Below are 23,201 nucleotides of genomic sequence, written 5' to 3' on the forward strand. Positions count from 1 at the left end.
TTTTTTTCGTTGATCAACTAACGAAGCAGGTTAGTTGAATAAGAAATGGGAATAATACTCCTAAAAATGTTAAGGTGATAGAAATATGACTACTTTCTTACTTATATCCTGTGTGCCAATTTGTGGTGCTGTTTATGTAAATTCAAACGACGAGTCGGGTTTTGATTTTGATACCAATAAAAAAATGCCCTCCCTTCTAAATCACAAAAATCAAATTTCTTAAATTACACAGAAAAAAAACAGTTTTTCTATTTCACAAAAGTATGTTCTCCTTAAAAATCAGTCTTTGGTAAGATTCTTAGGATCATATGATCAAGGGATTTAGGTTATGCTGACAGATAAAATGTAGAAGAGATTGTGGAGTTTCCTTATTTGAGCTATAGGTAGTTTCACTACATTTGATAATATTTGGAATAATTATTATGAGGTTACTTTCTTTACCGTTCGTTCTCAATATGTTATAGTGACTATGGGAGGAGGAAAATAGAATGGCAAGAAGTAAAGAATTCGAAGAGAACGTAGTATTAGACAAGGCGATGAAGCTCTTTTGGGAACAAGGTTATGAGAAGACATCCATGACCGATCTGGTCCAGCATATGGGAATCCATCGCAGAAGTTTGTATGATACATTTGGCGACAAACATACGCTGTTTTTGAAAGCTATGGATCGATTTCGCGATAAAGTCAGTGCTGAGCTTACGGGAGAAGTTAAACGCTCCAAGAATGCAGCGGAGGCTCTTCAGTTTATTTTTAGTTTCATGATATATGGTGAAGAAAACTCTCCTTCAGGCTGTTTAATGGTGAATTCGGCGGTGGAATTGGCAATGCGCGATGCCGACGTGGATTCAAAGTCCACTGAATCGTTCACACTATCAGAGCAGCTACTCAAGGATATTATTCTGTGGGGGCAAGAGGAGGGAGAATTTACTTCAGAGTATGATGCCGGCGAACTGGCGGATAATCTGCATACTGTGTGTGTTGGGTTAAGGGTAATGACAAGAACCTCCATTCCCAAAGAAAAATTACACCGTATAGCCAATTTATCGATAAAACTTTTAGATAAATAGTTCCTATAAGAGAAAGTCTAAACTGTAGTAAAGCTTTCTCCTATGTAGATATCAATGCTTATGCATTTTTTAGAATGATTGTTCTCATATATGAGTCTTGCCTTGCTTAAGCTCTCTCCATGAAGGGATTTTTCTTTTGTGTTTTTTAGAATGATCGTTCTTGTATATGATTCTTGCCTTACTTGAAAATTTCTCAATGAAGGGATCATTCCTTTGTTCTTTTTAGAATGATCATTCCCATATAACGAGCCTTGCCTATGCCCAAAACTTCTCCTTAAGGAAATCATTACTTGCGTAGTTTTGAGGAGTAAGACATTTTGTTGTACCAAAATAAATATTAAAAGGAGCACATAAAAATGAAAATTTCTGAACAAGTCGTATTTGTAACCGGAGCGAACCGAGGTTTTGGACGCCATTTAGCACTTGAACTTCTATCCAGAGGGGCTAAGGTTTATGCCGGTGCAAGAAATCCGGAGTCCATTGACATTCCCGGTGTAATTCCTGTGAAGCTTGATATTACCAACCCTCAAGAGGTAGCTGCAGCCGCTATGGTCGCTAAGGATGTTACGCTATTGATCAACAATGCAGGATCGTCTACAGGTGCTTCTTTGATTGACGGTGATCTCGATAAAATACATTTGGAGTTTAATACGCATTTCTTTGGCACACTTTCCATGGTTCGAACTTTCGCACCGATTCTAGCAAATAATGGGGGAGGAACGATTCTGAATATTCTTTCCGCATTATCTTGGGTCAGTTCGGGAACTGTTGGGGCTTATACTGCTGCAAAGGCGGCAGAGTGGGCATTGACAAACGACCTACGTTTAAATCTCTATCCTCAAAATGTGAGAGTAGCTGGATTACATGTAGGCTTCATGGAGACAGACATGACATCGAGCTTAGAAGTTCCCAAATCCAACCCTGAGGATATCGCAAAAATTGCTGTTGATGGATTAGAATCCGACAGCTTTGAAATTGTTGCTGATGATGTGAGCCGAAAGATCCAAAGAGTTTTTGCCGGTGGTGTATCTGCGATATACCCACATCTCTCCTAATACAAATTACTAATACAGTGATTTGTCCAAGATTTCAAACAAAAGGTACACCCGTATACAACGGGTAACATAATTTGAAGAGGAGTGTACAAAAATGGATAAATTGTGGAGCAAAATGAAAATTGGAAATTTGGAATTACCTCATCGTTTAGCGATGGCACCAATGACACGTAGTAGGGCGCAAGAAGATGGTACACCAGGAGAACTAAGTTCCCTTTATTATGCTCAAAGAGCATCTATGGGATTAATTATTAGTGAAGGTACACAACCTTCTGATGATGGACAAGGTTACTTATGGTCACCTGGCATCTATACTGAAAAGCATATTGAAGGGTGGAAAAAGGTTACGGATGCTGTGCATGAAGCAGGTGGATTTATGTATATCCAATTAATGCATGTCGGTCGTATGTCGCACCCTGACAATACACCACATCATCGTCAAGCAGTTGCACCATCTGCGATTGCACCTGGAGTAGAAATGTTTACTGCTAAAGGGATGCAGGAAATACCCGTTCCCCGTGAGTTAAGTGAAGAAGATATTCAAGCGACAATTGCAGACTTCCGAAAAGCAGCATCTGCAGCTATTGAAGCAGGAGCTGATGGTGTTGAAATTCATGGAGCAAATGGTTATCTAATTCATCAATTTATCGGTGAAAATTCTAATAAACGAACGGATAAATACGGCGGATCAATAGAGAATCGTGCTCGCTTTGCTATCGAAATAACGAAAGCAATCGTTGAAGAAATTGGAGCAGAAAGAACGGGCTTTCGTATCTCACCAGGGGTACCTCTTGGTGGAATTGAAGAAGGTGAACAGGGTCCTGAAGTTTATCTCCATCTTGTAAAAGAATTAGCTCAATTCAATTTGGCTTACCTTCATGTTATGCATGTAGGAAACGAAACACTGCTCCAAGAAATTCGTTCAATTTGGTCCAATCCATTATTAGTCAATCGAGCAGGTCGAGCTCTAGAAGATATTAGTGTAGATATTGATAATGGCGTTGCTGATATGGTACCAGTCGGTGTATGGTCATTAGCTAATCCGGATTTAGTAGAACGTCTCAAAAAAGGGTTTCCTTTGAATGAGGCAGACCGTACAACATTCTTTGGTGGTAACGGAAGCTTGGGTTATACGGATTATCCTACGATGAAAGAATTAAAATCTCAAGAGGGGTAAGTATAGCTTATAAGATGAAGAATGGCGTAAAACTGAAAAATTGTAAGCCATTCTTTCATCAAAATTAGAAATTATGGGAAACAGTTGTCTCGATAATTAATATAATAAAAGTTTGTGCCGCTTTTTTTGGCTCAACCTGAAAATCAGTGTTTGACGCGTGAATTAGGTGTATTTGCAACGTAAGATGCATTCTTGGGCATATATCCCTTCAAGCACTGGTTTTGTTTTGAGTCACTTACATTCAACGCTAGAGATTGCATTTCAATGAAAAAGCACCAAAAAATTGTAAAGGATGAGGATGAAAAAATGAGAGCTGCTCAAATGCAGAAATATTCAAAAGAAGTTCAAGTGGAATTGAATGATGTTAGAATACCAGAATTTAATAGCCGCGAGGTACTCGTTAAAGTAAAAGCAGCAGGTGTTAATCCAGTAGATATCCTTATTTTAAATGGAAGTATTCGAATGATTTCTGATTATGATTTACCATTAACTTTAGGAAATGAACTATCTGGAGTTATTGAGGCTGTTGGAAAAGATGTTAAGAACTTCCACGTTGGTGACCACATTTATACGAGGTTGCCAGTTAATCAAATTGGAGCTTTTGCTGAATATGCGGTCGTCAATGAAGATGCTATATCCATAATGCCTAAAAATCTATCCTTTATTGAAGCAGCCGCTGTTCCTCTCACTGCTTTGACTGCTTATCAAGCATTAAATGACGTACTCAATGCTCAGCCTAACAAAAAGCTATTTATCCCTGGAGGAACCGGCGGCTTTGGTGCTATGGCAATCCCCATCGCCAAATCAATGGGGTTATATGTTATAACAAGCGGCAGTGAAAGAGGTAGATCCCGTACACTGTCGATTGGCGCTGATAAATTCATAAATTACCATGAGGAAAACTATGCCAACATTTTATCTGATATAGATTATGTTATTGACACCTTGGGAGCAAAAGAGATAAAAGCAGAACTTGGTATTTTAAAGCCTCAAGGGAAATTAGTATCATTAAAAGCCGTACCTAATTATCGCTTTGCGGTTGAAAATAATTTTCCAGTGTGGAAAAAACTATTGTTTGGTTTAGTGGGTGCTCGTGTAGATTCTTTAGCACGTAAACATAAAAATGAATATCACTTTTTATTCGTGCAAGCCAATGGCAGTCAATTACAAAAAATCACTAACCTTGTTGAAAAAGAAAATATCACGCCCTCTATTGATTCAATTTATAATTTTAATGACATTAACAAAGCATTAATAAAAGTTTCTACTGGACACTCACAAGGCAAAGTTATTGTAACCTTCTAATCTATAATTTAAGTACGTGGAAGAACTCTTGTAAACTATAAGGTGCTTTCCTTTTATAGTTCCAGCTACCAATAGGGTAGCTTTTTATTTATTTCGCAAACGGGGAAGTTTAATTATGAGATGACTCACAACTGAAAAAATTATTTTATTGACCTTCTTTGGAAATAAAACAGCACCCTTGAAGAGTGCTGGAAACCTATTATGGAAGTCCTATTTCTATTCAATCGATGAAGAATTTAACTTTGCTCCTTTAACCTAGATCTACGAAGATAGAAGCCGTATATGAAACCAGTCATAATGTTAATAATCGAGAAGCAAATAAAAATATTTCGATAAACCATTTCCAAAGATAAACCTTCTTGAATGGTTATGAGTAATCCAGAAATAGTCACTCCGAGACCCGCACCGAAAAATTGCATTAATTGTCCGATTCCTATCCCCGAACCAATTTGATTGATTGGCAAGATCCTTGTTATCTCGTTCGAAATACTTGAAGAAATTGCCGTAAAGCCAACGCTAGCAAACATATAAATGAAAAGGATAAAATAGGGATTTGCAGAAGAGAACCATGCAAATAAGATTGAGGCGCTTAATAACAATAACTGCCCAAAAATAATTAAGGGTGCATTCCCAAAACGGTCAATGAATCTTCCTATATATATGCCAGCAACCACGGCGATAATGGCACCTGGAAAAATCATCAGTCCTAGCTCTGCCGGTTCTTTTCCGAATACAGTAGTGAGAATAATAGGCATTAAAAACAGATTTGAAAAGTTAATGAAAAAAGCGGAACAATTAATAAGAAGGAGCTTTGTATATTGCTTATTTCTAAGTAGGATTAGCGGAATAAACGGTTCTTCCGTCTTATTAAGATATTTCCAACATACCGCAAAAAGAACGACTGTTCCTAATAGTATCCCATACGAAAATGTAGATAGAAAAAGTAACAGACCTGTTACACTAAGCCCCGTAAGAATAGCACCGAATAAATCGAAACGTCCTTTTTTAATCACCTCATTAGGCAATAACTTTAGGAAGAAAGGAATAGACAGGACAGAAAAAATAGTGACAACGAAAAGATAATTCCATCCTAAGTATTGAGTAATCACTCCCCCTAGTACAGGACCTAACCCAAATGCCAAAGAGGCAGCTGAAGCAATAATCGCCATCGCTTTTCCACGCCTTGATAGAGGGATATACCGCCCAGCCATGATCATACTTAATCCCATAACGGCTCCTGCTCCAGCTGCTTGAAGAATTCTAACTCCTAATAGGATAAAAAAATTTGTTGAAAAGAAACCGATGACTGATGATATTCCTAATAGGCAAATTCCATGGAGTAGAAGTCTTGAGAGGGGAACAAAATCAGATAGGCGACCAAAAGTTAACGTTGAAATGGCAAACATGATGGAATAACCTGACACCAGCCATGAGCCCAAGGATGAGCTTAAGGATAAGTCTTTAAGTATAAAGGGTAATGCAACATTAAACATGGTTGTATTCATTACCACAAGCAAAGTGGTAACACTCCATATTAAAATGAGTTTATTCTCTTGTAATTGCACCGTGCTTTCCATTTTGGAAGGAGCCGTTAGAATAGAAGGCATTTGTTCCCACCTTACCTTTTTAAAATTGATAAAAATGAACTTTACATCGTACTACAAGCTAAATGATAGCTAAAACTTTATGGACTTACTTTGAATGGACTTTCTTTTAACAAGAGATTAGTTATATTATTCTATTTTCAATCTTTTTCCGGCAGAATTACCCTTCAAAATCATACATGTACTTGTAGAATGTGCCACAAGACTTTGTTTTTCATCATATACATGACACTCCAGCAATCCGACTGATGAACCTTTTTTTATTAATTTTCCCTCAGCTCGAAGTCTAGATTTAAAAATAGGTTTTAGGAAATTTAATTTAATTTCCATCGTCGTAAAAAGTTCTTCCTCAGCTAATGTAGTTACAAAAGCTAAGCCCATCGCAGCATCGGCTATGTCACATAAAATTCCCCCGTGCAGCGTACCCATTGGATTATGTAACCTTTCAGTTGCATCGATTTCAACTACAACTCTGCCTACTTCCACTTCCGTTACGTTAAAACCTAATACCTCCGCAACGGGAGCTCCAGGTAATTCACCGGCTGCTATTTTCTTTAAAACCTCTAAATGATTCATTCTTTTCACCCTCCATATTAAATAAAAAAGATTAGACAAAATCATTACTTTTTTAGAACGTCCATTCTAAAATTGTTAATCTAATACCGCTAAAGTGGAATCAATGATGTTTTGAAGTTTCTCTTTATCTGACGTTGTTTTGGCTAATACTCTTACCCCAATAAGTGAATTGTGAATAAATTGAGATGATTTTTCTATATCAAGTTGATTGGATATTTCCCCACTTATTTGCCCCTGCAATAGTAGTTCGCATATAAATGATTCTGTCTTACTAAAGCTTCTACTAATCCTGTCAGCAACTTCTTGGTCATGTAAGGCTAATTCTACAGCTGTATTAACAATTAAACATCCTGGGGGTTTTTCTTCATCCGAAAAAGCCACCATTTCAAATAATCTTCTTATCGCTAACTTGACCGAATTAAAAGGTTTAATTTGTTGCTCCATTCTTTTTCCGATTATTTCTTCGAAGAGTTGTAAAGCTCTTAGAAATAACGTCTGTTTATCACCAAATGTGTCATAAATACTTCGACGGTGTATGTGCATATAGTCTACTAAATCTTGCATAGACGTTTTTTCATATCCATTTCGCCAAAAAAGCACCATTGCTTTTCGTAAAACCTCGGCTTCATCAAATTCTTTGTGTCTAGCCATTTTTTCCCCCCTTTTAAAAGAATTGTATCATTTTTAGAACGAACGGTAAAGAATATTCGAACTATTCAAACGGTAAGGTAATGAGCAACGGTAACATCGCTATTTTCTTGTTCATTTAAAAGAGATTGTGAAGAAATGTACTTAAAGTAACGGGTGCATTTGTTCAATATCCCCAATTTTTAATAAGTCAAAAATATGCAAGTTTTTATTCATTTCTTGCATATTTTCAACTTATTTACATTCAAAAAACATACCGCCATTAATAGCATTTTTTAATTGCCAAATACACATATCCGGCGTAAAATGGATCCTTAGCCATGGAAATTAATTGTTCGTCAGTCTTTTTGAATTTTTTTCGATATTCCTTCGTGACCTTATACAAATCATCAAGGGAACGAATTTCATTAAGAGTCGCAAAGTATTGTTGCACGCCTTCCCTCTTAGAAGAGTCATGTAAAAAACGCTTTGTCTCTTTTTGTTTTTGGTAACCAAATTTTTAGCTGGATATCTTAATCTTGCCTCCCGGCTTCTGCGAGCGATGTTTTTCCCCTCAATGTCACTGAACATGCTCAGTAATCCTTCTACAAAAACATCATCACTCGCTGGCATGTTTCCGTTCCCCACAGATGTGTAAATCACCTGGACATCATACTTAGTGCGTAAGTCATTAAATTCCATGCCTTCGTAAAAATCACGGAACAAGCGGCTGCGGTCAAAGGCATAGATACTGTGGACTTTCTTATCCTTTACCAATGAAATGAGCCTTTGCATCTCTGGCTTTTTATTAATCGCTTTTTTGTTTGCGGAAGTGGCTATTTCATTAATAATCAAAATTTCGTCATCCGACAGTTTCTCTCGGAAGGGCAGGTCTGCGGCTTCCTGGGTTATGATATCTTGTCCTGCTGTACTCACTAGTCGGAAGAAAACATGCTTTTTCTGGCTGTTAATTGCATTCATCTAATTTACATCCTTTCTTTCTCTGGATAATTCATATAGCAATTTTGCCTGCAGTCTGTGTGGGATATTCCAAAGGTTTTCTTAGTTTGTTAATAAAAGGGGAGTTATTGTCACTCATGCAAGCATCCCCCTATCTCTTAGGCGCTGTATTGCAGTTTGTGTATTGATTCGAATTTTTTTTTCAGTTGTATTTTGTTGTGTTTTTTTCATGGTTTGTTTCCTCCATTTAATTATTTTGCTCTGTGGTTCATCCACCGGCAAAAGGAACATAACCATTTCATGTAAAATGTCAACAGAAAAAATAAATTTCCTGTATTAGATTAAATGATGAAACCAAAAAGAAATCCTCCTTACTGTAAAAGGAGGATTTCTTAAAGCGCTTGGAAATAACTAAATGAGGTGAATGATATTAGAATAAATAGTCAACACACAGGGGGATTATTTACCATAGGCTAAAGTCACGAATATTTCTTTATGTTTTTGGACCGTCTTGCTATAATAAATACTACAGTTGTAAAAGCAGGAGGGTTATCATGAAGGAGATTCCACAAATATCAGAAGCAGAATATGAAGTGATGAAGGTTATATGGAACTTTGAACCGATTTCGACTCCTGAGGTAGTGGAGAAATTATCGAATAAGAGTGATTGGAAGCCAAATACCATTCACACCATGCTGGCGCGCCTAGTTAAGAAAAAGGCTTTGCTCGCAAGCAAAGATGGCCGAGTGTTTATTTATACTTCACTGGTTGAAAAGCACGAATATGTTGAGCAAAAAAGTAAATCCTTTTTGCAGCAGTTTTTCGGCGGCACGTTAAATTCAATGATATTAAATTTTATTGAAAATGATAAGTTATCGAATGAAGATATTTCGGAATTAAAGGAAATATTATCCACTAGAGACAAGAAAGGGGAAAAATAATGGATACCATGCTGCTGCGGATTTTAGTTAGTACGATCGTGGTATCACTCCTTATTTTCATAATTTTGTTAATCAAAAAGCTATTAAACAATCATATGACGGTGAAAGCACATTATCATATTTGGTATTTCCTTTGCATTCCAATCCTTGCTACCTTTTTACCTTGGAATTATTTTCGACTTGGAGAAGGAACGCGCTATTTTAAAAGCTTACTTTTTTTTCATAGAGACGCGCCATCTAAGAGTGAAAGGATTAATGGAGTGGATGCCACTCAGGCGCCAAACAGCGATCTATTAAATGATTTCACGGTATCGGTTAACAAGTCAACGCCCGATTTCGTCTACCATACCTTTTTTACAGTTTGGGTCATTGGAGTGGTTCTTTTTGTTGTGGCTGCTGTTTATTCAAACTATCAAATCTATCAAATGAAAAAGTCAGCTGCGGCTGTTCATAACAAAAAGTTAAATGAACTATTAGAAGCGTGCAAAGAGTTGGTTGGGGTGAAAAGAAACATAAGGCTGCGGGAGACCTCTCTTATTACCTCGCCTATCGCGGTGGGGGTTTTTCAACCCTATATTTTTTTACCAAGCAAACCGCGAGAAGGATTCTCGTTAAATGAATTAAAGTACGTGTTTTTGCACGAGCTGCACCATCATAAAAGCAAGGATCTGTTCGTGAATTACGTCATGTGTTTGTTTCGTATTATTTATTGGTTTAACCCGTTCGTTTGGTATGCCTTAAAAAGGATTCGAATCGATCGGGAATTGGCCTGTGATGCCTCCGTTTTAAATCTCTTGGATGAGAGTGGACATATCGAATATGGGCATACCATCATTCGGTTTGCAGATAAAAAATATGATCTTACCCTTGAACAGTTTGCTCCAGGTATAGGGGGGACAAAAAAACAAATCAAACAAAGAATCCAGCGCATTGCAAACTTCTCTAGTGATTCTCTATTATTGAAATGGAAAAGCAAGGTCATCTGCTCAGTTTTAGGAATTGTTGTGCTATTCCTTGCTCCAATCACCACCGTTATTGCCAGCCCAGATGATGTGTATCAGTTTAGCGGGAAGAAGGCTGTCTATGAAGATCTAAGCTCCTATTTTAAGGGCTACAAGGGCAGCTTTGTTTTATATGATCCCTCTAAAAATCAATATCAAATTTATAACCGAGAGATGAGTGAACAGAGAATTTCTCCTAATAGCACCTATAAAATATATTCTGCCTTATTTGCATTAGAATCCAATGTGATTTCCACGAATAACAATAATCAGGTTTGGGATGGGAAAATTTATCCCTATGAAGAATGGAACCAAAATCAAAATTTAGCGACTGCCTTGGGTCGTTCCGTGAATTGGTATTTCCAAAATACCGATCGTGAGGTAGGAAGAAAGCAGCTGCAAGATTATCTTCACAAGATAAAATACGGGAATGAGGATCTTTCAGGGAATTTGGATAGTTACTGGATGGAATCTTCTTTAAAAATATCACCCATTGAACAAGTTCAATTATTAGTCCAATTAGAAGAAAATCAATGGGGTTTTAAAGCGGAAAATATCAAAGCGGTAAATAAGGCAATTTTAATAGATGAGCAAAAGAATGGACGGCTGTATGGTAAAACGGGAACCGGCATGATTAATGGAAAGAATGTAAATGGCTGGTTTATTGGCTTTGTCGAAAAAGGTGAAGATCGTTTTTATTTTGCCATAAATATTCAAAATAAGGATGGGCATGCCCAAGGAAACAAGGCAGCGGAAATTGCCAAGCAGATTCTGGATCATAAAAAGATATATTAATCATTAACCCCAGAAAGGATTACTCTTCCTTTTTGGGACTTTTAGGATTTAAATACTACAATTGTAGTATTTATAACAACCTAATAAACTTCCAGTATGAAAGGGCTGATGTGTTTTGAAGAAGAAAAAGCAGAAAGAAAATATAGTAATAATCCGCTCGAGACTGAATGCTCTCTTTTTCATAGTCTTTGTTCTTTTTTCTATCCTAATTCTCCGCCTGGGCGTCACTCAAATTATCAAAGGAGAAGTCTTTGCGGCTCAGGCAAAGAGGACAGATGTGACGCCCGTCAGCTATTCCGTCCCGCGCGGGAAAATATACGATACGAATCAAAAGTTAGTAGTCTACAACATTCCAGAAAAGGCGATTATCTATACACCGCCCAAAAATCCCCAGCCGGGCGAATTGCTTGAACTGGCCAATAAGTTAAATACCTTTCTGGACATGACTGATAAAGAGATAAATAAAGTGACAGATCGGGATTTGAAAGATATCTGGCTGGTTGTACATAACAATGGCACGGATTTAATTACAAAGAAGGAGGAGAAATTATACCAACAGAAAAAGCTGAATGACGAGGATTTATATCGATTAAAATTGAACCGCATTACAGAAAGCGATCTAAAGGCAATGGACAAAAACTTGGCGGCAATTTATCGGAAACTATCGTCCGCAATCGCTCTAACACCGTCGATGATTAAAAATGAAAATGTAACAGAGGAAGAATTTGCGAAGGTCAATGAAAATCTGGAAGACTTGCCGGGTGTGGATGCTACGACCGATTGGAAAAGGGGCAAGACTTATGGGGAAACGTTTTGGAATATGCTTGGGGAAGTAACAAGTGAAGATGAAGGTTTACCCGCAGAAAAGGTAGATTACTATACTGCTAGAGGGTACAGCCTGAATGACCGCGTCGGGAAAAGCTATATTGAAGAGCTATATGATGGCGTGTTGCAAGGCCAAAAGGAAAAAGTAAAAACGGTAACAGATCAAAATGGAAATGTAGTGAGTACAGACATTGTATCGGAAGGGAAGAGCGGGAACGATATTGTTCTGACCATTGATATGGAGTTCCAAGCCCAAGTGGAGAATATTATGCAGGAAGAATTAGTTAATGCAATCCAAAAGCCGCATACGGATACCCTTGACACTGCCTTTGTTGTGGCAATGGAACCGAAAACAGGTCACATTCTGGCGATGTCAGGAAAAGTGTATAACAGGCAGTCCAGAAAGTTTACCGATTTTACACCGGGAGCTTTCACTTATGCGTTTGAACAGGGGTCCGTTGTAAAAGGGGCTACCGTATTAACTGGATATCAAACGGGTGTCAGGGATTTCGGGGAAATCGTGCTGGATGAGGTCATGCGATTTAAGGGTTCTGGAACCTTTTCCTCCTACGAAGTTATGAACAGAATTAACGAATTAGAGGCATTAGAGCGTTCATCGAACGTATATATGTGGAAAACCGCGATTGAAATTATGGGTGGCAAGTATGCTCCCAATGGTACATTGAATATCGATCCGAAAAAAATTGAAACCATTCGCTATTATTTCAATCAATTTGGTTTAGGCATCCCGACAGGTATTGATTTTGATAATGAGACGGCAGGAATTAAAGGAACCAATACTAGCACCTACTTTCAAATTGCCATCGGACAACTAGATACCTATACTCCGATGCAAATTGCCCAGTATATTACAACGATTGCCAATGGAGGATACCGGATGAAGCCTCAATTAGTGAAGGAGATTCGTGAACCCAATTCGAATGGCAATGAACCAGGTAGCGTAATCGAAGAAATCGAACCAGTGGTGCTAAATCAGGTGGATATGAGTGAGGAGATGATTAAGCGGGTTCAACAAGGTTTTTGGCTGGTTACCCATGGTGCCAAAGGAACAGCGAGAGGATATTTTAAAGACGAACCGTACAATGCCGCGGGTAAAACTGGGACCTCGGAATCCTATAAAAATGGGGTGAAGACATGGAATCTTTCTTTTGCTGGTTATGCTCCATTCAATGATCCTGAGATTGCCATTGCCGTTATTGTACCCAATGCCTACCGTGATGGTTATGCTCAGCCGCACAGTGCAGCTAATATCATTAGCCAGCGGGTTTTTCGAGCATATTTTAACCCTAATGAAAAAGGACACCAAACTACAAAATGATATTGACATCTTTTTATTACACGTGTAGTATAACGTATGTAATAAATACTACAATTGTAGTATTTATAGCAAAATCTACTATTACGTATGTAATTAAATTGGGGAAAGGAGGAAATTCTCCCGAGCAATTCGTGGCAGCAAAAGGTTATCAAAGTGATATTGACTATGATTAAAAAGCCGCAAACGGAATAAATTTTTCGTTGCATAAATAATGGAATTGAATTCGAAAGTAATCCACAATTTTTAGAATCTGTGGTTAATATCAGACGGTGTTAATCAATACATAATGATTAAACCCACTTATTCTATTTTCTGTACATCTATTATTAATAGAAAGAGGTTAAGATCTTGATGAAAACACATAATATTTTCAGTATGAAAAATTTCATACATGCCCTGCTTGTGCTAGTGGTTGCAATTGTACCACTCGGCGGCTGGTCGACCGCCAATAAACTTTCGGACAAGCCCGAAAAGGCAGGCTTGAAAATACCAGCACCCCATTTACACCGTGAGTTTGCAGAACTCGAGAGCAAATTTGACGCCCGGCTTGGGGTCTACGCTATCGATACAGGCACAAACCAGACCGTTTCCTATCGGCCTCATGAGCGGTTCGCTTACGCATCTACTTACAAAGCTCTAGCAGCAGGTGCATTGCTGCAGCAGTACTCAATTGATCAATTCGACGAGTTAGTCAAATACAACAGTGAGGACATAGTTTCGTATTCACCCGTGACAGAGCTTCACGTAGATACCGGGATGACTCTTCGGGAAGTTATCGAGGCTGCTGTCCGATATAGCGACAACACCGCTGGGAACCTTTTATTAGAGAAACTGGGAGGCCCTGAGGGATTTGAAACAGCACTGAGGCAGATTGGCGATAACGTTACCCAGGTTGATCGCTACGAGCCGGATTTGAACTCAGCTGTTCCTGGAGATACACGTGACACAAGCACACCAAAATCACTTGCTACGATCCTTCAGGCTTTCGCAGTCAGCGACTTGCTCCCTACTGAAAAACGTAAGATCCTGACAGATTGGATGCGGGGAAATGCCACTGGAAATGCATTGATCCGTGCTGGTGCACCAACAGGTTGGGAAGTCGCTGATAAGAGCGGGGCGGGAAGTTATGGAACGCGGAATGACATTGCGATTGTTTGGCCGCCGAATAGAGCTCCCATTGTCATCGCAGTCCTATCTAGCCGCTATACACAGAATGCCACCTATGACAATGCGCTTATCGCAGAAGCTGCCAAGGTCGCACTTAACGTTCTGAAGTGAACAGATAAATAAAATATACTTATCACAATTCTCAAATGCATCAGTGAGCAGGCTTATCATTCAGTCATCATATACACACATTAGAAAGATTTAGTATGTGTATGTGCTGACTGTTTTTTCTATATATTAATAGGAATGGACAACATTAAGAAAATAGTTGTAAAGCATATTGCCACACAAATAACAGGAAGCAGTGGAAGATGTTTTAAAAGCTAAGCTTGCAGGCTTGAATATGTATTTGAATTGTATTAACTGTCAGCAAATGAAGTACCAAATCTAGATGGATTCTGCTTTGTTTTGTATTATTAACTAACATTTGCTAGAGTATTGACCGGATGCATATATACTTTTAGGTAATGCGGGCTTTTGCTATGGAAAATAAACCCAACCCTGTCTCTAGAACAACAGGGTTCTAGGACAGAGGAAGTGGTATTTAATCAAGGGACAATATACTTTAGTGCAAAGCTTGGGAACCGCTGATGCTGCTGTTTAATACCTGAATTTCTTCAACTTGCCCCTAGCTATTTACTAGCGTAAGTGTTTCGCCCACTTACTTCATGACAAGTACCATTGGCCATGACCAATCGAAACTCCAACCGAACCGTTACTGCAAGAAGCCGCTCCCGCTCCTCTAAGTCTAGTAACCCAGTCTGAAAACAGCAGCAAAAGACCTTGTCTAATGATTACTACGCTGATTTTCTGCATCGGCTCAGCTCACCACCTCTTATTTAACGTGATGTAAGGATTTCCCACGCTCAATATTCTTTTCGTAGTTTTTTCATGTCGAAACTACCAAGCGACAGTATTTTGACAGAGGTAGCTGCTCTGACCCTTTTGGGGATTTACCTTTGTGATGTTAATACAACCCTTTACGTAAATAAGTGCAACATTTTATTGGAGTTTTTTTGTTTTTTATTAATTACTAAAGGAAAGAGAAGAATCAATATTTATTTTATAAAGGAGCAACGGCACGAAATAAAAATTGCAATATTATGTAGTTTTTTGTAATAAATGGTAAAATAATGCAGAGGAGGAGAAGATATAAAATTAACAAAACTAACAATAAGAAATTTTAAAGGCATTAAAGAACTTAGCTTGGATATAGAAAACATTTCAATTATTATTGGTCCAAATAATTGTAGTAAGAGTACGGTGTTAGAAGCCTTATGTAAATTCGGTTCCAACGACTCAACACTGGATAACATTTTTTAAACGCATTCCCGGAGGTAATTTATATTCCTGCGGTCAAAAATGCAAATGACGATATAAAAGATTCTTCTCCCTCAATACCTGAATAACGTTTATCATGGCCTGCCCACCTTAAATTGGAGATAGCGATTTTGGGAAAAGGTTTTAGAGTGGTATTTATTCAATGACTAGACATTTTTATCTAATTTTATTTAAAATCTTTACCCGGTACTTCTTAAATATGAAGTACACAATCAAGTAAATTAGAATTGAGGAAATCAGTATATTTATCACTGCCCCTGTTACAAATAGGAATCCACTTGAATGGAGTCCAACTATCCCTGCAAATGTATGATAAATAGCATTTATATATTCGACTTCTTCAAGTTTATCAAACATAGTTTTCCTATCCAATATAAAGCTTCCAACCTTATAATTTAATAGGAAAAGTAATGGCCAAATAGGAGTTCCGATAATACCACCTACAATGGCTGAAACTGTATTCGCCCTTACTAGCTTTGCCAAACCAACAGAAAGGACGGGACCCAGCCCGAACGTAGGAATCCAGCTTGGAATAAGTCCCATAGTTAGACCTAATGCTACCTGATGTGGACTTGATTTCAGTCGAAATAGACGCACTAGATTATATTTAATTCTACGTGTTATTTTCATCTATTTTTTACATCCCTTCCGAATACCTCAGCAAAATCACTGTATCACATCTATAACTTTACTGATATTCACAAATTTCTACTCAAAAATTCTCAAGGTACTGAGCCCCTTCACTTTAATAGTGAAGCCATTGGGCGCTAGAGTGGAATGGGATTCCGAAAAAAACACGCAAAAAATATATTACCTATTTCTTTATCCTTTTTACAAATTGATAAAATAAATAGATGATATAAGTAGGTGCTGCAATATATATTAGATAAGGAAACCTTCCGTATGTTCCTTTATATATCAGAAATAATAAACATCCTAAAAAAATAGTAACAATGGTGCCGTACTTAGGTAATGGAACATCTTTTAAGCTAGGTATTCTAATCTTGCTGACCATTAAAAAGCAAAGCGCCGTAAAGATAACTGTTGTAATAATATTCGGAATGGAATTACCAAACAAAGTTAGTAATGCTAAAATACCACCCGCTGCAGTAATGGGTACACCAATAAAATAATTTTGAGATGTTTTATTAGTGCTTATATTAAATCTTGCTAATCGAAAAGCACCAAACAACGGGAACAAACCAGAAACAGCGAATCCAAGTAATCCAAATTGATAAAAATAAGTATAATATATTAGAAAAGATGGAGCGACTCCGAATGTAACAATGTCAGCTAATGAATCTAACTCTTTTCCTAAAGTACTATCAGCTTTTAAAATTCTAGCTAACCTGCCGTCCATACTGTCAAGCATCATTCCAATTATGATCAAGATCGCTGCGTTTTTAAAATGACTATTTGCAGCAAATCCTATTGAAAGAAACCCACAATACAAATTACCTAAAGTTAAAATATTTGGGATACTTTTCGAAAAACGCAAATCCAATCACCTACTAATTATATTTATAATTCTAAGCAGTTTTTATTGCACAATTGATTTTTGAAAATTCATCCTGAATCGTTTAATTCTATCAACTAACAGAGGTTGTGTCTAGAAGAGCTTATTTTTATATGTGCGATTCTTTCTGGTCATTCCAGCGTTATTTTGTATCTGGTTTAACTGCAGGCGGTACCAAAGGCTAATTCTTTGCGCGAGAGTGCTCACAATTTCCGATTCGGTTATTACCATTATATAATGGTTTATGAGAATTCCATAAAACTCCCTACGAGAGGGGTGTTAGACATAGCGGTTACAATTAAGGATGTTGCAAAGCTTGCGAATGTTGCTCCATCAACAGTCTCAAGAGTAATTGCCAATAGTCCTCGAATAAGTGAAGCAACAAAGCGTAATGTAAATGCAGCAATGGGAGAGCTTGGGTACCATCCAAACTTAAATGCAAGAAGTCTAGCCAGCCAATCGACACAAACCATTGGGCTTGTCATGCCAAGTTCAGGAGATGTCGTATTTCAGAATCCCTTTTTCCCAACCGTATTACAAGGAATTAGTGAAGGGGCTCATGAAAAAAAATACGCTTTGCATATGACAACTGGAAAAACAGAAAAGGAAACACTTGAAGCAGTGGTTGCAATGGTCCAGGGAAGAAGAGTAGATGGGATGATTCTACTAAAATCTAAGGTGGAGGATAAAATTATCTCCTATTTACTAAAGAGAAATTTTCCATTTGTCCTTATTGGTAAACCTTATAAAAATATAGAAGAAATTACTCATGTTGATAACGATAATTTTCGTGCCACGCAAGAAGCTACCGAACATTTAATCATGCAGGGCCATCATCAAATTGCTTTTATCGGTGGATGTCTTGAGCTTGTAGTAACGGTAGAGCGGCTACTTGGTTATGAACGGGCATTACGAAATGCTGGTATTGAATTGAAAAATGAATATATTATTCATGAAGAATTTTTACGTGAAGGTGGTCAAGAAGCTGTTAAAGAGCTCATGTCACTAGAAAATCCGCCTACTGCCCTCGTGGTAGTTGACGACTTTATGGCTTTAGGTGTCTTGAATACACTAGATGAGTTAGGAATCAGCGTTCCAGAGGATATTTCCATTGTCAGCTTTAATAATGTACTTCTTTCAGAAATGGTGAAGCCCCCGTTAACATCTGTTGACATCAATATATTTGATCTCGGCTTTCAAGCATCAAAGAACTTGATTCAAAAGATTGAAAACAGTAATGAACCAATAAAGCGCATTATCATTCCCTATAAATTAATTGAAAGATCATCATGCTCCCATTTGAAAAATAAGTAGAATCCACGAAAGCCCCTAATTTTTATAGGGGCTTTTGTATTTTAAGTAAAATTGCTTATTTTTATCAAAAACAAGCATAAAGACCTATAACCAAACCTGTTAATGAGTATAAATTTCCTATTCTTTAGAAAATACAGATAATGAGATAATACATTTTAAGAAAGCGTTTGCAAATTTGTGCAAACGCTTGCTCAAAAATAATATAAAAGGGAGTAGAATGCATGAAGGGTAGATCGAGGAAAATTATAAGTTTCATAACTCTTTTTATTTTATTTGCGCAAACGATTGCTCTTGGGTTTATTAATCCAATTGAATCAAACGCGGCAGAACGTGTGGTAACACTAGTAGGGAATCTACAGGATGAACTTGGCGGAGCAGGTGAATGGAATCCTGCTGATACCTCAACAAGAATGGCCCTTCAGGAAAATGGAAAGTACAAATTAACAGGCACGCTTCCTGCAGGCAACTATGAATATAAAATTGCGATTAATGGGTCATGGGATGAAAACTATGGAGTAAATGGTGTTCCTGGGGGCGACAATTACAAATTATCTCTTGACCAGGAAAAACAAGTCACGTTTATTTATGATGATGGTACCCATAAAGTTTCTATTCCTGTAGAGCTGCCAGACGACCAGAAACCAAGGATTGTGGGAGACATTCAACCGGAGCTGAACGCTGGTGGAGAATGGGCGCCAGGTGAATCAACTGCGATGTTAAAGGATGAAGACCTTGACAACATTTACACCTATTCAGCACAAGTGCCGAAAGGAAAGCATGAATTTAAGATTGTGCTTGGGGACAATTGGTCTGCTCCAGCGTATCCAGCCAATAACATTGTTCTGAATGTAGTAAAAGACACGATGGTTACATTCTTTTATAACCATGATTCAAAGGAAGTGTACACCGATTATGATCCTGGTTTGCCAGATGGTAATGTTCAAGGAGATAAGCTGTTTCACGACACTTGGGATCCAGCTTACAGGTCACCATTTGGGGCAGTAAAGGCAGGGGATACGGTCAAGCTTCGACTCCAAGCGAAGAAAGGCGATTTAGCCTCCGCAAAGGTTCAGCTAAAAAACTACAACACTGGTAATACCATCATGGTGGAAATGGAATATGCCGGATGGATTGAGCTAAATGCTGCAACAGTAGAGTTTTGGGAAGCTGATATAAAGCCGAAAGAAAAGGGCGTTTATGGATATAAATTTATTGCACGTGACGGAGAATCTCAGAAGGAATACGGTGAAGATATTAATGAAGGTGGAAAAGGGACAACTTCTGATGCAAATGCTTCTCTATTCCAATTAACGGTTTTTGATCCAGCGTACAAAACGCCAGATTGGATGAAAGAAGCGGTCGTATATCAGATTTTTCCGGATCGCTTTTTCAATGGAAATAAAAAAAATGACGATGCCAAGGATACAGCACGCGGCGAAGAGCCAATCGAACATCAAGAGTGGAGCGGGCTTCCGGATAATCCTCGTGAAGCTGCTTCCGAAGGCTATCATGGAGATGAAATTTGGTCCAACGATTTCTTCGGAGGTGACATTTCCGGCATTCAAAAGAAACTCGATTACATTCAATCTTTAGGGGTCAACACACTTTATCTAAACCCAATTGCTTATGCAGCATCGAACCATAAGTACGATGCGACAGACTACAAAGAAATTGATCCAATGTTCGGCTCTCCAGAAGAATTTAAGGCTTTTACGAAAGAGTTAAAAAAGCGGAAAATGCATTTAATTTTAGACGGAGTATTTAACCATGTTGGTGACGATTCCATCTACTTTGACCGGTATGGAAAATATCAAACGGTTGGTGCTTACGAATACTGGTCAGGGGTTTATGATCTTGTCAATAAAGGAGTTACAGAAGAAGAGGCAAAGAAACAAGTAGAAGAAAAATTAAAGGCAGAAGGACAAACCTTTAGCCCATACGGTTTCCACAACTGGTTTAACATTGAAAATGTGAAGGTGGATGGTGTTTATAAATATCAGGCATGGTGGGGATTTGATTCATTGCCAGAAATCAAATCGATTCCTGGAGAAGTGGTGGACTATCCATCAGAGTTAAATAATAAGCAGTTTGCTAACTATATGATGTACGATGACGATTCTGTTGCTAAAACTTGGCTGCAGCGGGGTGCAACAGGCTGGCGTTTAGATGTTGCGAACGAGGTCGATCCAGAATTTTGGCGCGAATTCCGTAATGAGCTTAAGACAGGGAAGAAGGATGAACCGCTGATTCTAGGTGAAATCTGGGATGATGCTTCTGAATATTTCCTTGGCGACTTATATGATTCCGTAATGAATTACCGATTCCGCGGTGCTCTTATCGATTACCTGAAAAATGGAAATGCCGAAGGGGCAGAAAATCAGTTGAATGCGGTATACGAAGATTATCCGAAAGAAGCATTTTACTCCCTTATGAACTTAATGGGCTCTCACGACACTCCTCGCGCAGCATTTATTTTAGGTAATGGAACCGACTCCTTTGAACGTGCGGAGTACGATAAAAATTACAATCATCAACTCGGATTACAGCGCCTAAAGCTTGCTGCGATCCTGCAAATGGGTTATGCTGGTGCGCCGACTGTTTATTACGGCGATGAAGCCGGTGTTACAGGGTCGAAGGATCCTGATGACCGCAGAACTTATCCTTGGGGTAACGAGGACACCGATCTGGTAAAACATTATCAAACGATTGGAAAAGTAAGAAACACCTATCATGACCTTTTCAGTTACGGTGATATAAACCATCTTTATGCAAAAGGCGATGTGCTTGCTTTCTCCCGTTCAGACAAAAAGAACTTCGCTGTCGTATTAACAAACAGGGGCAATGAAGAAAAGACGGTTGCACTTGATATTGAAGATTTATTAATCAATGGTGTGAAATTTACCGATCAGCTTGATAACAAGTACACAGTGGTAACAAAGGACGGAAAGCTTACTGTCACGATCCCAGCCATGAGCGGGCGCATGCTTGTGTCTGAGAAGGGACAAAATCTGAAACGTCCGGCTGCCGTCACGGGATTAACCATTGAAGAAGGGAGCCGCTCGGCCACTTTAAAGTGGGAAGGTGATTCAGCAAAGTATGCCATTTATCAAACAACAATTTCTGGAGCATTTTATAAAAAAGTAAAGGAAACGTCCGCAAATACGGTAACCATCGATGGTTTAGAAAATGGCCGCAATTATTATTTTGCCGTTGCTGCGCTTGATAAAAACGGGAATTCTTCTGACAAAACAGTAACAAAGAATGCCGTTATTCCACATGTTGAGTTAACTGATAACACCTACCAAATTACTAAAGTAACAACACTTGAAACGGGCATCATTGACCTTTCGAAGCCGCAGACGGTCACAGCGAATATCTTTGTAAAAGGTGAAACAGAAGCAGGTCAGATGGAAGGCTTACAGGCGAAGCTCGAAGTAAAACAACCTGGTAATGAAAACTGGACTACCTATAAGGCTTCCTATATCAATCAACAGGAAACCTTAAATGCCTTTAGTGGAAGTTTCCTGCCATTAAAAGAAGGAAACTATGAATATCGATTTGCTTTTTCAACTGACCTTGGACGTAACTGGGTGACGAGTGAAACGCAGGATGTAAGTTTTGCAAAAGGGGAAGATACGATTGCTCCGGCGGATAAAATAACATTGGAACAGCCAGCGCAGGAATCGGGACAGGTCAATCTTTCATGGAAGGTGGAAGGAACGAACGATCCCTATATGATAGCGATTGTCCGCGATGGTGCTATCATCGATCAGTTTTTTGAGCCAACAAAGCAATCTTACAAAGATATCAATATAACAAACGGAAAGTCGTATACCTATGAAGTTGACTTGTATGATCAGGCTGGTAATATCGTAAAATCAAACTCTGTTACGGTAACGCCAGAACTTATAACCGTTAAGGTAACCTTTAAAGTCAACGCACCAGCGTACACTCCACAGGGAGTCAACATTACAATGCCAGGATCGAAAAACGGCTGGAATACTGGGGCATGGAATATGACACGCGGAGGAGCCGTGACAAATGATTATGAGTATACAATAGAAGCACAGGAAGGTGAAGTGCTTACTTACAAATACGTCAAAAATGGCTCTTGGGAGCAAGAAGGTTTAGCAGACCACACTCCATCGAACACAAATGATGATGATGTAAGCTACTATGGTTACGGGGCAACTGGAACCGACCTTTCGATTATCGTAACAAATCAAGGCGGTAACCAAATGGTTGTTCAAGATAAAATCCTCCGATGGATTGATATGCCTGTAGTTGTGACTTCTCATACGGATGGACAAAGTGTCACATCGGACAGCATCACCATTCAGGGGAACGCAATTAAAAAAGGTGTCCTTACCATTAATGGAGAAGCCGTAACCGTCAATGACGACATGACCTTTTCCAAAAATATTAAGTTAAATCAAGGTGAAAACAAAATAACCATCCATATTGAGCCATCAACAGAGAACAAATCAACCATCTTTAAAAATGATGGCGGTGCCATTGGCAAAGCTACGAAAACCATTCAAATGACGATTTTAAAAAATTAATGAAAAGAGCTGTTGCAGAATTAATAGTT

The 23,201-nt window shown here is 38.4% G+C and carries 18 protein-coding genes; 11 read left to right on the forward strand and 7 right to left on the reverse strand.

Features of this window, described 5'->3' with window-relative positions; translation table 11 throughout:
• Window positions 1-488 precede the first annotated feature (488 nt).
• The 4 genes from QNH29_RS02295 (at window position 489) to QNH29_RS02310 (ending at window position 4,604) form a co-directional block, all read left to right on the forward strand.
• The gene (locus QNH29_RS02295; RefSeq protein WP_283863252.1) at window positions 489-1,067 is read left to right on the forward strand and encodes a TetR/AcrR family transcriptional regulator; all 579 of its coding nucleotides are present in this window, start codon (window positions 489-491) and stop codon (window positions 1,065-1,067) included.
• A 356-nt stretch (window positions 1,068-1,423) separates the two neighbouring features.
• Window positions 1,424-2,122: an SDR family oxidoreductase gene (locus QNH29_RS02300; protein ID WP_283863253.1), complete on the forward strand. Its 699-nt coding sequence runs from the start codon at window positions 1,424-1,426 to the stop codon at window positions 2,120-2,122.
• A gap of 94 nt (window positions 2,123-2,216) precedes the next feature.
• On the forward strand, window positions 2,217-3,299 hold the full coding sequence (locus QNH29_RS02305) for an alkene reductase (protein WP_283863254.1): 1,083 nt from the start codon (window positions 2,217-2,219) through the stop codon (window positions 3,297-3,299).
• A gap of 306 nt (window positions 3,300-3,605) precedes the next feature.
• Entirely contained in the window at window positions 3,606-4,604 is a 999-nt protein-coding gene (locus QNH29_RS02310; protein WP_283865514.1) for an NADP-dependent oxidoreductase, read from the forward strand.
• Between the two features lie 236 nt (window positions 4,605-4,840).
• Here the strand turns inward: QNH29_RS02310 and QNH29_RS02315 are convergent, their stop codons facing one another.
• The 4 genes from QNH29_RS02315 to QNH29_RS02330 form a co-directional block, all read right to left on the reverse strand.
• Window positions 4,841-6,211 carry an MFS transporter gene (locus QNH29_RS02315; RefSeq protein ID WP_283863255.1) on the reverse strand — a complete coding sequence of 457 codons (1,371 nt, stop codon included), beginning with the start codon at window positions 6,209-6,211 and terminating at the stop codon, window positions 4,841-4,843.
• A gap of 126 nt (window positions 6,212-6,337) precedes the next feature.
• The gene (locus QNH29_RS02320; protein ID WP_283863256.1) at window positions 6,338-6,784 is read right to left on the reverse strand and encodes a PaaI family thioesterase; all 447 of its coding nucleotides are present in this window, start codon (window positions 6,782-6,784) and stop codon (window positions 6,338-6,340) included.
• Between the two features lie 75 nt (window positions 6,785-6,859).
• The gene (locus QNH29_RS02325; RefSeq protein ID WP_283863257.1) at window positions 6,860-7,435 is read right to left on the reverse strand and encodes a TetR/AcrR family transcriptional regulator; all 576 of its coding nucleotides are present in this window, start codon (window positions 7,433-7,435) and stop codon (window positions 6,860-6,862) included.
• Window positions 7,436-7,759: 324 nt separating this feature from the next.
• On the reverse strand, window positions 7,760-8,392 hold the full coding sequence (locus tag QNH29_RS02330) for a recombinase family protein (RefSeq protein ID WP_283863258.1): 633 nt from the start codon (window positions 8,390-8,392) through the stop codon (window positions 7,760-7,762).
• Window positions 8,393-8,925: 533 nt separating this feature from the next.
• Here QNH29_RS02330 and QNH29_RS02335 point away from each other — a divergent pair.
• The 4 genes from QNH29_RS02335 to bla all read left to right on the forward strand — a co-directional run bounded on the left by QNH29_RS02335 (window position 8,926) and on the right by bla (window position 14,550).
• On the forward strand, window positions 8,926-9,312 hold the full coding sequence (locus QNH29_RS02335) for a BlaI/MecI/CopY family transcriptional regulator (protein ID WP_283863259.1): 387 nt from the start codon (window positions 8,926-8,928) through the stop codon (window positions 9,310-9,312).
• Window positions 9,312-11,108 (forward strand): BlaR1 family beta-lactam sensor/signal transducer, encoded by a 1,797-nt coding sequence (locus QNH29_RS02340; RefSeq protein WP_283863260.1) that lies wholly within the window; start codon window positions 9,312-9,314, stop codon window positions 11,106-11,108. Before QNH29_RS02335 ends, QNH29_RS02340 begins: the two co-directional genes overlap by 1 nt.
• 277 nt (window positions 11,109-11,385) lie before the next feature.
• The gene (locus QNH29_RS02345; protein WP_283863261.1) at window positions 11,386-13,272 is read left to right on the forward strand and encodes a peptidoglycan D,D-transpeptidase FtsI family protein; all 1,887 of its coding nucleotides are present in this window, start codon (window positions 11,386-11,388) and stop codon (window positions 13,270-13,272) included.
• A gap of 351 nt (window positions 13,273-13,623) precedes the next feature.
• Complete coding sequence (bla, locus tag QNH29_RS02350; RefSeq protein WP_481858811.1) at window positions 13,624-14,550, forward strand: class A beta-lactamase; 927 nt, start codon at window positions 13,624-13,626, stop codon at window positions 14,548-14,550.
• A gap of 555 nt (window positions 14,551-15,105) precedes the next feature.
• Here bla and QNH29_RS02355 read toward each other — a convergent pair.
• Complete coding sequence (locus tag QNH29_RS02355; RefSeq protein ID WP_283863263.1) at window positions 15,106-15,255, reverse strand: hypothetical protein; 150 nt, start codon at window positions 15,253-15,255, stop codon at window positions 15,106-15,108.
• Between the two features lie 390 nt (window positions 15,256-15,645).
• Here QNH29_RS02355 and QNH29_RS02360 point away from each other — a divergent pair, with 390 nt between their 5' ends.
• Window positions 15,646-15,762, forward strand: coding sequence for a hypothetical protein (locus QNH29_RS02360; protein WP_283863264.1), 117 nt, complete (start codon window positions 15,646-15,648; stop codon window positions 15,760-15,762).
• Between the two features lie 174 nt (window positions 15,763-15,936).
• Here QNH29_RS02360 and QNH29_RS02365 read toward each other — a convergent pair whose 3' ends face one another.
• Window positions 15,937-16,410 (reverse strand): DUF2062 domain-containing protein, encoded by a 474-nt coding sequence (locus QNH29_RS02365; protein ID WP_283863265.1) that lies wholly within the window; start codon window positions 16,408-16,410, stop codon window positions 15,937-15,939.
• 184 nt (window positions 16,411-16,594) lie between these two features.
• Window positions 16,595-17,278 (reverse strand): CDP-diacylglycerol--serine O-phosphatidyltransferase, encoded by a 684-nt coding sequence (pssA, locus tag QNH29_RS02370; RefSeq protein WP_283863266.1) that lies wholly within the window; start codon window positions 17,276-17,278, stop codon window positions 16,595-16,597.
• Between the two features lie 303 nt (window positions 17,279-17,581).
• Between pssA and QNH29_RS02375 the strand changes: the two genes are divergently transcribed.
• The gene (locus QNH29_RS02375) at window positions 17,582-18,610 is read left to right on the forward strand and encodes a LacI family DNA-binding transcriptional regulator (RefSeq protein ID WP_283865515.1); all 1,029 of its coding nucleotides are present in this window, start codon (window positions 17,582-17,584) and stop codon (window positions 18,608-18,610) included.
• A 221-nt stretch (window positions 18,611-18,831) separates the two neighbouring features.
• Window positions 18,832-23,172: a pullulanase X25 domain-containing protein gene (locus QNH29_RS02380; protein ID WP_283863267.1), complete on the forward strand. Its 4,341-nt coding sequence runs from the start codon at window positions 18,832-18,834 to the stop codon at window positions 23,170-23,172.
• Window positions 23,173-23,201: the final 29 nt, after the last annotated feature.

The organism is Neobacillus sp. DY30 (assembly GCF_030123065.1).
Lineage (GTDB): Bacteria > Bacillota > Bacilli > Bacillales > Cytobacillaceae > Neobacillus.